The sequence below is a fragment of the Archangium violaceum genome (assembly GCF_016859125.1).
Classification (GTDB): domain Bacteria; phylum Myxococcota; class Myxococcia; order Myxococcales; family Myxococcaceae; genus Archangium; species Archangium violaceum_A.
Map to the genome: position 1 here is coordinate 6,283,630 of NZ_CP069338.1, position 14,310 is coordinate 6,297,939.

10 protein-coding genes are annotated in these 14,310 nt (G+C 66.0%); 2 read left to right on the forward strand and 8 right to left on the reverse strand.

From position 1 onward, the window contains the following. The first annotated feature begins 207 nt into the window (after nt 1-207). Complete coding sequence (locus tag JQX13_RS26900; protein WP_203411763.1) at nt 208-660, forward strand: hypothetical protein; 453 nt, start codon at nt 208-210, stop codon at nt 658-660. Nucleotides 661-777: 117 nt separating this feature from the next. On the opposite strand, the gene JQX13_RS26905 is transcribed toward JQX13_RS26900, so the two are convergent. Continuing rightward, on the reverse strand, nt 778-3,294 hold the full coding sequence (locus JQX13_RS26905) for a glycogen/starch/alpha-glucan phosphorylase (protein ID WP_203411764.1): 2,517 nt from the start codon (nt 3,292-3,294) through the stop codon (nt 778-780). Between the two features lie 303 nt (nt 3,295-3,597). On the opposite strand from JQX13_RS26905, the gene JQX13_RS26910 reads away from it, so the two are divergent. After that, entirely contained in the window at nt 3,598-4,185 is a 588-nt protein-coding gene (locus JQX13_RS26910; protein WP_203411765.1) for a TIGR02265 family protein, read from the forward strand. Between the two features lie 18 nt (nt 4,186-4,203). On the opposite strand, the gene JQX13_RS26915 is transcribed toward JQX13_RS26910, so the two are convergent. The 7 genes from JQX13_RS26915 to JQX13_RS26945 all read right to left on the reverse strand — a co-directional run bounded on the left by JQX13_RS26915 (nt 4,204) and on the right by JQX13_RS26945 (nt 14,151). Continuing rightward, nucleotides 4,204-5,283 (reverse strand): class I SAM-dependent methyltransferase, encoded by a 1,080-nt coding sequence (locus tag JQX13_RS26915; protein WP_203411766.1) that lies wholly within the window; start codon nt 5,281-5,283, stop codon nt 4,204-4,206. Nucleotides 5,284-5,438: 155 nt separating this feature from the next. Then, nucleotides 5,439-6,614 (reverse strand): peptidoglycan DD-metalloendopeptidase family protein, encoded by a 1,176-nt coding sequence (locus JQX13_RS26920; RefSeq protein ID WP_203411767.1) that lies wholly within the window; start codon nt 6,612-6,614, stop codon nt 5,439-5,441. Nucleotides 6,615-6,828: 214 nt separating this feature from the next. Next, nucleotides 6,829-8,322 (reverse strand): SpoVR family protein, encoded by a 1,494-nt coding sequence (locus tag JQX13_RS26925; RefSeq protein WP_203411768.1) that lies wholly within the window; start codon nt 8,320-8,322, stop codon nt 6,829-6,831. A 30-nt stretch (nt 8,323-8,352) separates the two neighbouring features. Beyond that, nucleotides 8,353-9,462 carry a DUF444 family protein gene (locus JQX13_RS26930; RefSeq protein WP_203411769.1) on the reverse strand — a complete coding sequence of 370 codons (1,110 nt, stop codon included), beginning with the start codon at nt 9,460-9,462 and terminating at the stop codon, nt 8,353-8,355. Nucleotides 9,463-9,480: 18 nt separating this feature from the next. Continuing rightward, nucleotides 9,481-11,547 carry a PrkA family serine protein kinase gene (locus JQX13_RS26935; protein WP_203411770.1) on the reverse strand — a complete coding sequence of 689 codons (2,067 nt, stop codon included), beginning with the start codon at nt 11,545-11,547 and terminating at the stop codon, nt 9,481-9,483. Nucleotides 11,548-11,960: 413 nt separating this feature from the next. Continuing rightward, on the reverse strand, nt 11,961-13,211 hold the full coding sequence (locus tag JQX13_RS26940) for a hybrid sensor histidine kinase/response regulator (protein WP_343211144.1): 1,251 nt from the start codon (nt 13,209-13,211) through the stop codon (nt 11,961-11,963). A 46-nt stretch (nt 13,212-13,257) separates the two neighbouring features. After that, nucleotides 13,258-14,151 (reverse strand): tetratricopeptide repeat protein, encoded by an 894-nt coding sequence (locus tag JQX13_RS26945; protein WP_203411771.1) that lies wholly within the window; start codon nt 14,149-14,151, stop codon nt 13,258-13,260. Nucleotides 14,152-14,310 lie beyond the last annotated feature (159 nt).

A 14,310-nucleotide genomic window follows, 5' to 3' on the forward strand; every position in this document is an offset into this window, starting at 1 on the left:
GGGACTGAGGTTCGAGAGAGGCCGCTCCGGGCAACCGGGGCGGCCTCTTCTCCTCGGGCGATTCGCCGAAGGCCCGGCTGTCAGGTGGGTGGGCGTTCGGCCAGGAGAGGGCAGGCACTGCTCCATGGAGCAAGGACGGTATTGGCGCCATATGTTTCTAGAAGAATCATCCCCAGCGCACCGGGGAGTGCCCGCGCGGGAGGCGGCATGAGCGCGAGCTTCACCTTTGACGATTCGCTCTGGCCGCTGCTCATCTTCCGTCTCACGGGCGTGCTGCCGGACAAGCAGTTCGCCGAGCTCCTCGCTCGGTCGAGCACCTATGTGGAGCGAGGGGAGCGGTACGCCTTCATCTCCGACATGAGTCATGCAGGTCTCTTCACGGCCACACAGCGCCAGATGCAGGTGGCGTGGATCCACAAGCACGAGGCCGCCCTGCGTGAGCGGGTGCTTGGCAGCGCCACCATCATCACCTCGCCGCCCATCCGTCTGTCGCTGAGCCTCATCTTCCACCTCAAGCCCCTGCCCATGCCGAATGCCGTCTTCGCCGACATGGACGCGGCCGTGCGCTACATCCTGGGCAAGCTGGAGGAGGGGGGACTCGTCTCCGAGGCCGAGCGCATCCGGCATCACTTCGGCCTTCCTGGCACCCACGTGGATTGAGTCGCCGGTCCCCTCCGGAGTCGCGCGCCCTCGTTTTGGAGGCAGGAGGCAGTGAGCGGCGGAAGAGGGGAGGGCGCCCGCGGCGACACGCACCGCGGGCACCCGGACGTCAGGGGCTCAGGTGCCCACCGGCGTCTGCTTCACCCGCCAGATCTCCTCGGCGTACTGCTTGATGGTGCGGTCCGAGGAGAAGATGCCCGACTGCGACACGTTGAGGATGGCCATGCGCGTCCACTTCTCCTGGTCCTTGTAGGTGCGCGCCACCTCCTCCTGCTTCGCCGCGTACGAGGCGAAGTCCGCCAGCACCAGGTAGCGGTCCTCCTCCAGGAGGCTGTCCACCAGCGGCTTGAAGAGGTTCTTGTCCTCCGGCGAGAAGAAGCCCGAGGCGATGAGATCCAACGCCTCGCGCAGCTCCACGTTGCGCTCGTACTCCTCGCGGGGCCGGTAGCCGGCGCGCTTGCGGGCGATGACCTCGTCCGCCGTGAGGCCGAAGAGGAAGAAGTTGTCGTCACCCACCGCCTGGCGGATTTCCACGTTCGCGCCGTCCAGCGTGCCCAGCGTGAGCGCGCCGTTCATCATGAACTTCATGTTGCCCGTGCCGGAGGCCTCCATGCCCGCGGTGGAGATCTGCTCGGACACGTCCGTCGCGGGGATGATGCGCTCGGCGAGGCTCACCCGGTAGTTGGGCACGAAGAGCACCTGCAGGCCCGTGGTGCCCGCGTCGCTGTTCACCACCTCGGCGATGCCGTTGACGAGCCGGATGATGAGCTTGGCCAGGTGGTAGCCCGGGGCCGCCTTCGCGCCGAAGAGGAACACGCGCGGGGCGATGATGGTGCTCGGATCCCTCCGCGCCTTCATCCACAGCGACACGATGTGCAGCGCGTTGAGCAGCTGGCGCTTGTACTCGTGCAGGCGCTTGATCTGCACGTCGAAGATGGCGTTCGGGTCCAGGTTCACCCAGCAGAGGTCCCTCAGGTAGCGCGAGAGGTCCTCCTTGTTCTGCTGCTTCACCTGGGCGAAGGCCTTGCGGAACTCCGGATCCTCCGCGTGCGGCGCCAGCTTCTGGAGCTGATCCAGATCCGTCACCCAGCCCTCGCCGATGCGGCTGGTGATGAGCTTGGAGAGCCGCGGGTTGCTCCACGCGAGCCACCGCCGGGGCGTCACGCCGTTGGTCTTGTTGTTGAACTTCTCGGGGGCCATCTCCGCGAAGTCCGGGAGCACGTCGCGCCGCAGCAGGTTGGTGTGCAGCTCCGCCACGCCGTTGACGCTGTGGCTGCCCACCACCGCCAGGTGCGCCATGCGGATCTTCTTCTCCGGGCCCTCCTCCACCAGGCTCATCCGCCGCATCCGGTCGTTGTCGAACGGGTAGCGGATCTGCACCTGCCGCAGGAAGCGGTGGTTGACTTCGTAGATGATTTCCAGGTGGCGCGGCAGCAGGCGCTCGAAGAGCGTGGCGGGCCACTTCTCCATGGCCTCGGCCAGCAGCGTGTGGTTGGTGTAGCCGAAGGTGGCCTGGGTGATGGCCCACGCCTCGTCCCACTGCAGGCGCTTCTCGTCCACGAACACGCGCATCAATTCGGCCACGGCGATGGCCGGGTGGGTGTCGTTGAGCTGGATGGCCGCCTTGTTGGGGAAGTCGCGGAAGTCCGTATGGGTCTTCAGGTAGCGCCGGACGATGTCCGCGATGGAGCAGGCCACGAAGAAGTACTGCTGCTTGAGGCGCAGCTCCTTGCCGGCCTGGAAGGCGTCGTTGGGGTAGAGGACCTTGGAGATGACCTCCGAGTCGTTCTTCTCCACCACCGAGCGCTCGTAGTCACCGGCGTTGAAGAGCAGCAGGTCGAACTCCTCGCTGGCGCGCGCCTGCCACAGCCGCAGGGTGTTGACGGTGTTGTTGCCGTAGCCGGCGATGGGCGTGTCGTAGGGCACGCCGATGACCGTCTTGCCGCCCACCCAGCGCGCCATGGGCCGGCCGTCCGCGCCCTGGTGGTGCTCCACGCGCCCGAAGAATCGCACGGGCACCGCCTTCTCCGGCCGGACGATCTCCCAGGGGTTGCCGAACTTCAGCCACTCGTCGGCGCGCTCCACCTGGTAGCCGTCGACGATGTCCTGCGTGAAGATGCCGAACTCGTAGCGGATGCCGTAGCCCATGCCGGGGTAGCCCAGCGTGGCCAGCGAGTCGAGGAAGCACGCGGCCAGACGCCCCAGGCCGCCGTTGCCCAGGCCCGCGTCCGGCTCCATCTCCACGAGCGTGCCCAGGTCCACGCCCACTTCGCGCATGGCCTGCTCGGCGGCCTCGTACATGCCGATGTTGATGAGGTTGTTGCCTAGCGCACGCCCCAGCAGGTACTCGGCGGACAGGTAATAGGCGCGCTTGACGTCCTGCTCGTAGTAGGTGCGAGCCGTGCGGACCCAGCGGTCGGTGAGCCTGTCTCTCACGGCGAGCGCCAGGGCCATGAAGCGGTCGTGGGCGGTGGCCGTCTCCGGGTTCTTCCCGCGCGAGTAGCGCACGTGCTCGAGGAAGCCGCGGCGCACGTTGTGCGGATCCAGCCCGGTACGGTTGGGCTCACGCCCCGTGTCGTGCGTGTCGGACGCGGAGGCGGGCGGCGGGTTGGCGACGGGAACGAGGTTGGACATTCGTGGAACTCTGCGTTCGATGAGTCAGGTGACGTGATGTGCACGGCCCTCTGTTCCGGCCGTGCGCGGGCCCGCAAGGGTAGACCGAGCTGGGGGCATCTCGCATCGAAAGAAAAGATGCGTGCTCCCACAGCGGGCGGGCGCTCCGGTTTTGCGGTGTGGTCTGGAATTCCTGGATGGAGTGAGACCCGTCTTCCGAGGATGGAGCGTGGGTGTAGAGACTTCGCCGATCGGACGAGGAGTCTGGTAGGAAGCGGATGTATCCAGGTTCTGCCCCCGGCCTGGAACCCGGAAGGTTCTTTCATGCCTAGTGACAAGAACGATCTGGCTCAGCGGATTGCCATCTGCCGGCCCGAGGACACCGTACGCGGCTTCATCTTCAAGTCGGTGTACGGGCTCGTGGAGCAGCGCGTGGGCAGCGCGGGGATGGATCGTATGCTGCAGCAGCTCCGGGTCAGCAAGATGCCCGTGGATTTCTTCTCCTACCCGGCGGCGGACTTCCTGCGGTTGCTCTACGCGGCCGTGGACGTGCTGGAGCCGCAGTACCCGGACCTCCAGGACGTCTTCCGGGCGTGCGGGGCCTCCACGGTGACGGGCTTCTTCAAGTCCTACGTGGGCAACACGTTGATGAGGCTCATTGGGGGAGGGGAGCCCAAGCGGGCCCTCTCCACGGTCCACACCGTCTACTCCACCCTGGTCAGTTACGGCACGCGCGAGTTCCGGGACCTGGGGGAGAAGCGGGCGCTCATCACCTTCCGCGACGACATGCAGCCCGTGTTCTTCCACGAGGGGGCCCTCACCGAGGTCCTGGTGGTGCTGTGCGGCAATGGTAGGGCCACGGGCAAGGCGCTCGCGGTGAACCACGCGGAGTACCTGCTGGAGTGGTCCTGAGGCCCGTCCGGGCGCCGTTCACCCCTGGCGCTGGCCGGCCCAGAAGAGGTTGGTGCCCGTCGCGTCGGCGGAGAGCTCTCGTGTGAGCATCCTCCGCTCTCCTGGTCCCTCGCAGAGCGTCTGGAACTGTTGGCGCGTGCGGTGGTGCACGCTCCAGTCCCCCACGTACTCCATGAAGGAGCGCCAGTCGTTCTGCTGATGGAGGTTCGTCAGCAGCAGCAATCCGCCAGGGGCGAGCAGTGACGCCATCAGGTCCAGCAACCGGGTGACGACGTTGTCCTTGAGGTAGTCCAGGATGCCCGCCGCCACCACCACGTCCAGGGGGCCGCTCGGCAGGCGGAGCTTGTCCAGGGAGTCCCGGTAGCGGATGAGCTGGTAGGTGGAGAGCTGGACGAAGTTGAGCTCGGGTGGAGGCACCCCGCCGCGAGGCATGCGCGCGAGCTTCTCGAATTGCCGGCGGCAATAGTCGAGCGGAGCGGGATCGAAGTCGCACAGCACGAAGCTGCCGGTGCCACCCAGGGCCGTGTACTCACGCAGCACGTGCTCGGGCCCGCATGCGAAGGAGAGCACCCGCAGGGGGCGCCCCAGCTCCTGCTCATGCCGGCGCAGGTGGCCCATCACCCAGGGCGGACGCGCGCGGTGGGCCTGGGCAGGCCCCACGTGGAGCGCATAATGGGAGAGCAGCCGGGCCATGGTGGAGACGCCCTGATCCTCGGTGCCGAAGATCATCTCCACCGTCACGTAGTCCCCGGGGTAGCCCAGGGGCTTGTCCACGGCGCGCCGCACGAAGGGGCTCTGCAGGAAGAAGGGCTGGACGGCCGAGCGGTGGTGCTCCAGCGCCCGCTCGCGCTCCTCCTCCGTGAGGTGGGAGTCCAGCTCCGTCAGCCGGGCGAAGTGGCGGTCGAGCCAGGCGGTGAGCTCCGGCAGGCGCCTCTTGAGCAGCGCGGCCTGCTCCTCCTGCATCGCCTGACGCTGCTGCGGGTCTCTCGGGAAGCGCGCCAGGCGTTCGGGGAGTCCGTGCTGCAATTCCTCAGTGAGCCGGACGAGCCCTTTGCGGAGCTCCTCCGCGACGTCGATGAAGTCAGCGATGGCGGACATGTCGTCTTGGGGGTGGGGGATTGGGGGAATTTCCCATCCTATCAGACAGGTTGGCCAACGCGCAGAGCTTCGCTCCGCCTTCTCCTCATTTACATTCGAGGGGAAAGTAAGGAGGGACCCTACATACCAGGTCGGGTGGAGCGCAACGGGAGGAGTTACTGCTGGGCCCCCACCCCGGCGGTGGCCACGGAGACGGCGTCGAGCTGCTGGGCCAGGGGGGCGATCTTCGCGCGGAAGTCCGCCATCAGGTTCTTGGGCAGCGGCTCCGTGCGAGGGAAGTTCTGGTTGAGCGGGTTGACGTAGCGGCCACCGCGCTTGAGGGCGTAGTGCAGGTGGGGGCCGGTGCTGCGGCCGGTGTTGCCCGAGTAGGCGATGACCTGCTTCTGGCTCACCCGCGCGCCCACGCGCACGCCCGCGCCGTACTTCGACAGGTGCAGGTAGCACGTCTCGAAGCCGTTGGTGTGCCGCAGGCAGACGGTGTTGCCGCCGGCGCCCGTGTTGCCCGCCACGGTGACGGTGCCATCGGCCACGGCCCACACCGGCGTGCCGATGCTCGCCGCGTAGTCCACGCCGTTGTGCGCCTTCACGTACCGGAGCACCGGGTGGAAGCGGCTGCCGAAGCCGCTGGTGACGTGCGCGTACTTCAGCGGGCTCTTGAGGAAGGCCTTGCGCGCGCTCGCCCCGTCCTCCTGGAAGAAGCTGGCCTTCCCATCCGGCAGCTCGTAGCGGAAGACGCGCTTGGTGCCCACCGACTCGCCCTCGTACGTGGCCGCCAGCACCTCGCCGTAGCGCAGGATGCGGCCCTTGGAGACGAACTTCTCCACCAGCGCCCGCGCCCGGTCTCCCTTGCGCACGTCCCGGTAGAAGTCGATGTCCCAGGCGAACACGTCCGCCAGCACCATGCCGATGAGCGGATCCTCACCCGCGGCCAGCGCCGCCTCGTAGAGCGAGTTGTTGATCTCCAGCGACACCAACGCCACCTTCTTCTCCACCTCGATGGCGCGCTTGCTGCCGACGAACTTGTCGCCGTCCCGGCGCACCTGCCACTCGTCCACCGCGCTCTGCCGGTAGCCGAAGAAGTCCAGCTCGCCCTCGCGGATGACCAGGCGGAACTGGTCTCCCACGCGCGACTTGCGGAAGTCGAACACGCCCTCGAGCGCGGAGATGACCGCCGCCGTCTGCTCCGGCGGCAGCCCCGCCTCCTGCAGCGCCACCGCGAGCGGCTGGTTCGGCTCGATGCGGCGGTTCTTGACGGTGTAACGGATCGAGGCTTCGGCGAAGGGCGCGGCGAACAGCAGGCCCAGGCACAGGAAGGCGCTGGCGAGTCTCATGGGGGCCCGCCCAGTCTAGTGGAGCTACAGACCTGTGCCCAACTTCCGGCCAGGGATTTCCGCGGGTTGATGGGAGCTCGCCCGGCCGGCTGCTCTGGTCGTTTTATGCGAACTGGGTTTTTGCAACAGGGTGGAAAAGAGAAGGGCTCCACATACCCTCACCCCGGCCCTCTCCCAGGGGGAGAGGGAGGGGGGCGGGGCGGGCATCCCGGTCCTAGAGGTCGATCTTCTTTTCCGTGTGGTTCTGGCCGTCGAAGCGCAGCAACACGCCCTTGTTGTCGTAGCGCGTGATGATGCACGTCGGACGCCGCCACAGCGACTGCAGGTTGCGCAGGGTTTCGCGCGCGTAGTCCGGCTTCAGGTCCTGCCCGTCGTGCTTGTGCGCCAGCAGCAGCTCGCCCCGGTTCTCGTGGTTGCCGTCCACCACCTCGATGATCGGCTGCCCGAAGTTGGTGAGCCCCTGCAACAGCTTGTTCTTCACCTTGCGGAACTCACGGTCGAGGATCTCCCACGAGTTGCGCTTCTCGTTGAAGCCGTAGACGAACAGCTTCTGCTCGATGGCGAACTCGGGCGTGAGGAACGTGTCGATGAAGGTGATGTCGTTGTAGTGCTTGCGGACCTCGAAGATCTTCTCGCGGCCCATGCCCAGCCTCTTGTCCCAGGAGCGGCGCGCGCGCAGGTCGTCGCACTCGTCCCACTCCTTGCCGAAGCGGCCCTTGTTCCAGCGCTCTTCGATGTCCCGCCACAGCTCGATGCCCAGCTTGTACGGGTTGAGCGCGCCGGGCCGGGTCCCCATGGTGCCCGAGTGCCGGTCCGCGTAGTCGATGACCTCGTCATCCTTCAGCGCCCGCCGCGTCATGATGGTGGAGTGCCAGTAGCTGGCCCACCCCTCGTTCATGATCTTCGTCTGGCCCTGGGGCGCGAAGTAATACGCCTCGTCGCGGATGATGGAGAGGACGTCCGACTCCCACGGCTCGAGCGGGGCGTTCTCCAACAGGAAGAGCAGCACGTCGCGCTGGGGACGCTCGGGGAACTTCTTGGCCTTCTGCTTCTCGTCCTCCACCTTCTTGCGCTGGCTGTCGAGGAACTCGGAGGGGTTGATGAAGCCGCGCATGTACTCGCGGTCCACCTTGAAGCCCTCCACCCGCTCGTTGGACTTCATCTCGTCCTCGGCCCGCTTGGGGTCCGGGTTGCGGCGGATGTGCGGGGCGTGCTGGTCGATGAGGTTCTCCAGCGACAGCGTCCGGTCGATGAAGTCCTCCACCTTCTCCACGCCAATCTTGTCGATCCACCGGCGCACGCGCGTGGCGTGGTTCGCCATGTCGTCGATCATCCGGCGGTTGGTGTGGCGGAAGGAGAAGTTGTTCTTGAAGAAGTCGCAGTGGCCGTACACGTGCGCCATCACGAGCTTCTGATCCACGTCCGAGTTGCTCTCCAGCAGGTACGCGTAGCAGGGGTCGTTGTTGATGACGAGCTCGTAGATCTTCGAGAGCCCGTACTCGTACCCCTTGGACAGCTGCTCGTACTCCATGCCCCAGCGCCAGTGCGGGTAGCGCGTGGGGAAGCCTCCATAGGAGGCCACCATGTTGAGCTCGTCGTAGCTGACGACCTCGAAGATGGTCTCGAAGAAGTCGAGACCGAAGGCGCGGGCGTAGCCCTCGATCTCCTCCTTCAGCCTGCTCAACTGCGGGGTGAGGCTCTTGGGCATCGCGAGCTCCGGGTGGCGTGAGGCCGCTCTTCAGCGACCCTTGCCGAGGAAATCCTTGATGGAGGCGTAGATGGCGTCCTTGTCGGCGATCTCGCTCAGGGCGACGTTGGTGGAATCCCCGATGGCCTCGCGCAGATCCTTGATGAACTGACCGCTGCCATAGGGGCTCTCCACCTGGCCGTAGGCGAACTGGTTGACGCTCGGGAGGATGTCCTCGCGGAGCATCTCGATGCACTGGCGCGTGTCGTCCGCGCTCCAGTTGTCGCCGTCCGAGAAGTGGAACGGATAGATGTTCCACGCGCTCTTCGGGTAGTCCGCCTTGATGATGTCGCGGCACAGCTTGTAGGCGCTGGAGATCATCGTGCCGCCGGACTCGCGGGTGTGGAAGAACGTATCCCGGTCCACCTCGCGCGCCACGGCGTCATGGATGATGTAGCGCGCCTCCAGGCCCTTGTACTGGTGGCGCAACCACGTATCGAGCCAGAAGCTCTCGATGCGGACGATCTCCTTCTGCTCGTCACCCATCGAGCCCGACACGTCCATCATGTAGATGATGACGGCGTTGGTCTCCGGCAGCTCCTGCAGCTTGTAGCTGCGGTAGCGACGGTCCTCGCGGGTGGGGATGATGATGGGCCGCGCGGGGTCGTACGTCCCCATCGCGATCTGCCGCTTGAGCGCCTGTTTGTAGGTGCGCTTGAAGTGACGCAGGGACTCGGGACCGGTGGTGTTGACGCCGGTGTACTTGATCCGCTGTGTGACGATCTTCTCGTTGTGCCGGCGCTCGATGTTGGGGAGCTGGAGCTCCTCGCCGAGGATCTGAGCCAGCTCGTCCAGGGTGACATCGACCTCCAGGGAGTGGTCACCCTCTCCCTGGCCGGCCTGGTGCCCATCCCCGGGCTGTACGGCGCCCGGGGAGAGCTGCTGACCCACCTCTCCATCTCCCTGTCCGACTCCGCCCTGCTCCTTGTGGCCGTACTTGAAGTGGGGAATGTCGATGAACGGGATGGGGATGGCGATGGTGTCCTTCCCCTTCTTGCCGATCATCTCCCCCTTCTGCACGTACTTGCGCAGGTTGGATTTGATCTTCCCGCGGACGATCTGTTTGAAGCGCGAGTGGTCTTGGTGGATCCGCAGTGACACGTCGTCCCCCTCTCGGGCCTATTCCTTGGCGTCACCACGGGCGAAGATGCTGGCCACGAAGTTCAGCACGTCCGTGGAGCAGATCTCGCAGTACCCGTAGTTCTTCATCAGCCGGTCCTTGACCAGGTCGATCTTCTCCTGGGTCTCCTTGTCCACCACGGTGGACACGAGGTTCTTGAGCTTGATGCTGTCCTTCTGGTCCTCGAACAGCTTGAGCTCGAGCGCCTTGTGGAGCCGCTCGTTGGTCCGGTAGTTGAAGCTCTTGCCGTCCACGGCCAGCGCGCCGATGTAGTTCATGATCTCCCGGCGGAAGTCGTCCTTGCGGCTGTCCGGGATGTCGATCTTCTCCTCGATGCTGCGCATCAGGCGCTCATCCGGCTCCTCGTAGAGGCCGGTGTACTTGTTGCGGACCTTCTCCTTCTGGGTGTAGGCCTTGATGTTGTCGATGTAGTTGCCGCACAGCTTGCCGATGGCGTCCTCGTCAGCGCTGATGGCGCGCTGGACCTCGTTCTTGACGATGTCCTCGTACTCCTGCTTCACGGAGGTGAGCATCTCGCGGAAGCGCTTGCGGGCGTCCTCGCTGTTGATGAGCGAGTGGCCCTTGAGGCCGGCCTCCAGCTCGTTGAGCACCATGAAGGGGTTGATGCAGCCCTCTCCCTTGTCGCTCACCAGGGCGTTGGAGATCTTGTCCTGGATGTAGCGGGCGCTGATGCCCTCGAGGCCCTCGCGGCTGGCCTCCTTGCGCAGCTCCTTGATGTTGTCCTCGGTGAAGTTGGGGAGCGTCTTGCCGTTGTAGAGCTTGAGCTTCTGCAACAGCGAGAGGTTGTGCTTCTTGGGCTCCTCCAGGCGCGTGAGGACGGCCCACATGGCGGCCATCTCCAGCGTGTGCGGGGCGATGTGCTTGCCCTTGATGGCGCGGGAGTTGAAGTCCTTCTCGTAGATCTTCACTTCCTCGCTGAGCTTGGTGATGTACGGGATGTCGATCTTCACCGTACGGTCGCGCAAGGCCTCCATGAACTCGTTGTTCTCGAGCTTCTTGTACTCGGGCTCGTTGGTGTGCCCGATGATGACCTCGTCGATGTCCGTCTGGGGGAACTTCTTGGGCTTGATCTTGTGCTCCTGCGAAGCCCCGAGGAGATCGTAGAGGAAGGCCACGTCGAGCTTGAGCACCTCGACGAACTCGATGAGGCCGCGGTTGGCGATGTTGAACTCGCCGTCGAAGTTGAAGGCGCGCGGGTCGGAGTCCGAGCCGTACTCGGCGATCTTCCGGTAGTTGATGTCACCGGTGAGCTCGGTGGAGTCCTGGTTCTTCTCGTCCTTGGGCTGGAAGGTGCCGATGCCGACGCGGTCCTTCTCGCTGAAGATGAGGCGGTTGACGCGGACGTGCTCCATCACCTTGCCGAAGTCGCCCTTGTACTGCGTCATCAGGTCCTTGAAGACGAAGCGGCAGGCGGGGCACAGCTCGCTGCCATCCGGGATGGTGTAGCCGCTGTCGGGAGGGCAGAGCTCGGTGAAGACCTTGGAGCGCCACTCCTTGGGGATGAGGTTGAGGGGCTCCTCGTTCATCGGGCACTTCATCTTCTCGCGGACGGTGGAGCCATCCGGGCCCTTCTTGTCGGTGAGCCAGGAGAAGGTGTAGGCGGCCCCCTCGGGCGACTTGGAGTAGTCCTCCAGACCCTTCTTGAGCAGGCGCGCGATGGTGGACTTGGAGGAGCCCACCGGTCCGTGAAGGAGGATGACGCGCTTCTCGGTGCCGTAGCCCTGGGCCGCGGACTTGAAGACGTTCACCAGCTTCATGAGGGGGACGTCGAGGCCGAAGATGGCGTCGCGTCCGCCGAACTTCTCGTCGCTGAAGAAGTGGTAGCGGATGAGCTTCTTCTTGTTGTCGATGTACTCCGTCTTCCCGTGGGAGAGGATCATGTCGTAGATCCTCTGGAATGCGGTGCGGGTCACTTTCGGGTTCTTGCGGACGATCTCGAGGTAGTCCTCGAAGGAGCCCTCCCAGTTGAGCTCCGCGTAGGTCTTCGCGTCCTGCAACGCGGCGATCTTCGCGACCCACGAACCCTTCATCTCAACGTCCTTCATGTTTCTCCCTCGGGCTTTTCGAGAACGCGGAATTCGCGCCCTTGAAGGGCCAAAAAGTGAACCTGGGGGGGTAAGGGGCCATTCCAAAGCCCACCCACGACGGGTCCCTGAACGACACGACCGATCGACCTGCCCTTTTCGGGACCCCGCCGCGGGGTGGGACCGCGTGGCCAGCTCGTGTCGGAAGGGCTCGTCGCCGGTGCGATGGGCCCCGCCTCCACGGGGTGAAAAGGCACACTCCATTATAAGGGTGCCTTTGTTTTCGAGCAGGGGTGTTCCTACCGCTCGGTTATCAGTGAACGACAGTACGAGGGGATGAGCGGAAATTGGACGATCAACTGTGGGGTAGCGTACCCGCTTGCTCTACATGTCGGCGCGCTTTGGGCACTTCCCTCGAGGTCCGAAGTGTGCTGCTAGCTCCCCGGCGCGAGCGTCACCAGGTTGGAGAGGACGGTCAGGAGCTCGGAGGGCTCCACGGGCTTGGCCACGTGCATGTTGAAGCCGGCCGTCAGGGCGCGCGCCCGGTCCTCCACCCGGGCATAGGCCGTGAGCGCCACCGCTGGCACCCCACCTCCCTCCTCGGCCGAGAGCGCGCGCACCTGGGAGATGAGCCGGTACCCGTCCTCGCCGGGCATGCCGATGTCCGAGATGAGCAACTCGGGCCGGACCTCGCGCACGGCACGCAGGGCCTCGGCGGCGGAGGCGGCGGTGACGACGTGCGCCCCGTACTCCTCCAGCATCACCTTGAGCACCTCGCGGTTGTCGTCCTCGTCATCCACCACGAGGATGCGCCGCTCGACGAGCGCGGGGGGCTTGGGGGCCGAGAGGGCGGGGAGGGCCGGGAGCTTCCGGGCAGGGGAGGCCTCCGGCGCGGCCGGGCGGGGCTGGGCGGGCGGCAGGAGGACGCTGAAGGTGGCGCCCCGGCCGGGTCCCTCGCTAGTGGCCCGCACCGTGCCGCCGTGCTGCTCCACCAGGTGACGGACGATGGCCAGTCCCAGGCCCAGTCCTCCGTGCCGCCGGGTGGTGCCTCCCTCCAGTTGACGGAAGCGCTCGAAGATGTGTGGCAGGAAGTCCGCGGGAATCCCCGGTCCCTCGTCCTCCACCATCACCTCCACCATCACCTCCACCGAGGCCTCCACGCGCCGCAGCCGTACCCAGACGCGGCTGCCCCCGGGCGAGAACTTCACCGCGTTGGAGAGCAGGTTCCACACCACCTGCTGCAGCCGGCCCGGGTCCCCCAGGACCAGGTCCCCCTCGGCGTCCAGCTCCGCCAGCAGGTGGATGCCCTTCGCGTCCGCCGCGGGGCGCACCGACTCCATCGCCTCCCGGATGACCTCCGTCAGGTGTACCGGCCGCGTCTCCAACCGCAGCTTGCCGGAGATGATGCGGCTCACGTCCAGCAGATCCTCGATGAGCTGGGCCTGCACCTGGGCATTGCGGTCCACCGTCTCGAGCGCCCGGGCGTGCTTGTCGGGGGCGAGCCGCCCGCTGCGCAGCATCTTCACCCAGCCGATCATCGCGGTGAGGGGCGTGCGCAGCTCGTGGCTGACGGTGGCCAGGAAGCCGTCCTTGAGCCGGTTGGCCTCCTCGGCGCGCTGGCGCTCCGTCTGGGCCAGGGAGAAGAGCCGCGCGTTGTCGATGGCCATCGCCGCCCGGCGGGCCACTGTGCCCTGGTGACGGCCCGGTCGGAGACTCCGGCGCGGCGGCCGATTACCGCGAGAGCGCCTGCTGGTCCGCCAGGCGCCTGGCGCACTCGGACTTCATGTCCACGTAGTAGTCCTTGGCGGACAGGGAGATGGCCTTGGTGTACAGCTCCAGCGCCTCGGGGTACTTGCCCGTGGCGTCCAGCAGCACGGCCAGGTTGTAGAGGGCCGAGGCGTTCTGCGGGTTGCTCTGCACGTAGGACTCCATCTCCGTGATGGCGCGCGGCACGTTGCCCTCACGCGCCATGTCGATGATGGGCTCCTGCGCCTTGTCGTCCCCGTCCAGGCGGATGCTCTTCGTCACGTACGTGGGCGTGATGTCGCGCAGGAGCTGGCTCACGAGCGCGCGGGCCGCGTGGGTGATGGCCTCGTCCTTGTCCTCGCCCCGGCCGACCGTCTCGTACTCCTGCTCGGCCAGCAGCGCCTTGCCCGCGGTGTTGAAGGCCGTGACGCTCGCCACCGTCTTGGCCTCGTAGAACTTCACCTCGCGCTCGGTGACCCTGCCCTTGCTGTCCTTGTCCTTGATGATCTCCGTCTTCTTCTCGGCGTCCCAGTCATTGACGTCGATGCGGATGCCGATCTCGTCCTGCGTCTGGGCGGGGCCGGTGCCCGCGTTGATGATCTGCACGGAGCGGCCGGCCACCTTCACGACGATGCCCTCGTCGGTGCGGTCCGCCACCTGGAAGTAGCCCCCGGTACGGGCCTGGCGCGTCAGCTCGTCGACGAGGAAGTCGCGGGCTCCCTTGCGGCCCTCCGTCTGGACCACCGTCAGACTCTTGGCGGCGCCCAGGTTCACCCGGGCCGGCTGCAGGACGTTGACCTTCAGGCTCGGGGCACAGCCCACCGCCAGGGTGGCGGCGAGCGCGAGCACGACGTGACGCAAGGAACGGGAAGCCAGCATGTTTGGAATTTCCCCCTTTTTGGGACGGCCCGGAAAATGGGCTACACGAAGGCTAACATGCCTGCCTGTCACCCAGGCAACGGGGGAGGGTAGGGAAAGACCCTCCCATGAGGGATGCTTGCTTGGCTTTGGGCCGCGCCTGCGTATTCTCCGCGCCCC

What these genes read in the sequence shown, in the direction of transcription:
- JQX13_RS26900 (WP_203411763.1), top strand. Translation starts at nt 208, where the DNA reads ATGAGCGCGAGCTTCACCTTTGACGATTCGCTCTGGCCGCTGCTCATC.
- JQX13_RS26905 (WP_203411764.1), bottom strand. Translation starts at nt 3,294, where the DNA reads ATGTCCAACCTCGTTCCCGTCGCCAACCCGCCGCCCGCCTCCGCGTCC.
- JQX13_RS26910 (WP_203411765.1), top strand. Translation starts at nt 3,598, where the DNA reads ATGCCTAGTGACAAGAACGATCTGGCTCAGCGGATTGCCATCTGCCGG.
- JQX13_RS26915 (WP_203411766.1), bottom strand. Translation starts at nt 5,283, where the DNA reads ATGTCCGCCATCGCTGACTTCATCGACGTCGCGGAGGAGCTCCGCAAA.
- JQX13_RS26920 (WP_203411767.1), bottom strand. Translation starts at nt 6,614, where the DNA reads ATGAGACTCGCCAGCGCCTTCCTGTGCCTGGGCCTGCTGTTCGCCGCG.
- JQX13_RS26925 (WP_203411768.1), bottom strand. Translation starts at nt 8,322, where the DNA reads ATGCCCAAGAGCCTCACCCCGCAGTTGAGCAGGCTGAAGGAGGAGATC.
- JQX13_RS26935 (WP_203411770.1), bottom strand. Translation starts at nt 11,547, where the DNA reads ATGAAGGACGTTGAGATGAAGGGTTCGTGGGTCGCGAAGATCGCCGCG.
- JQX13_RS26945 (WP_203411771.1), bottom strand. Translation starts at nt 14,151, where the DNA reads ATGCTGGCTTCCCGTTCCTTGCGTCACGTCGTGCTCGCGCTCGCCGCC.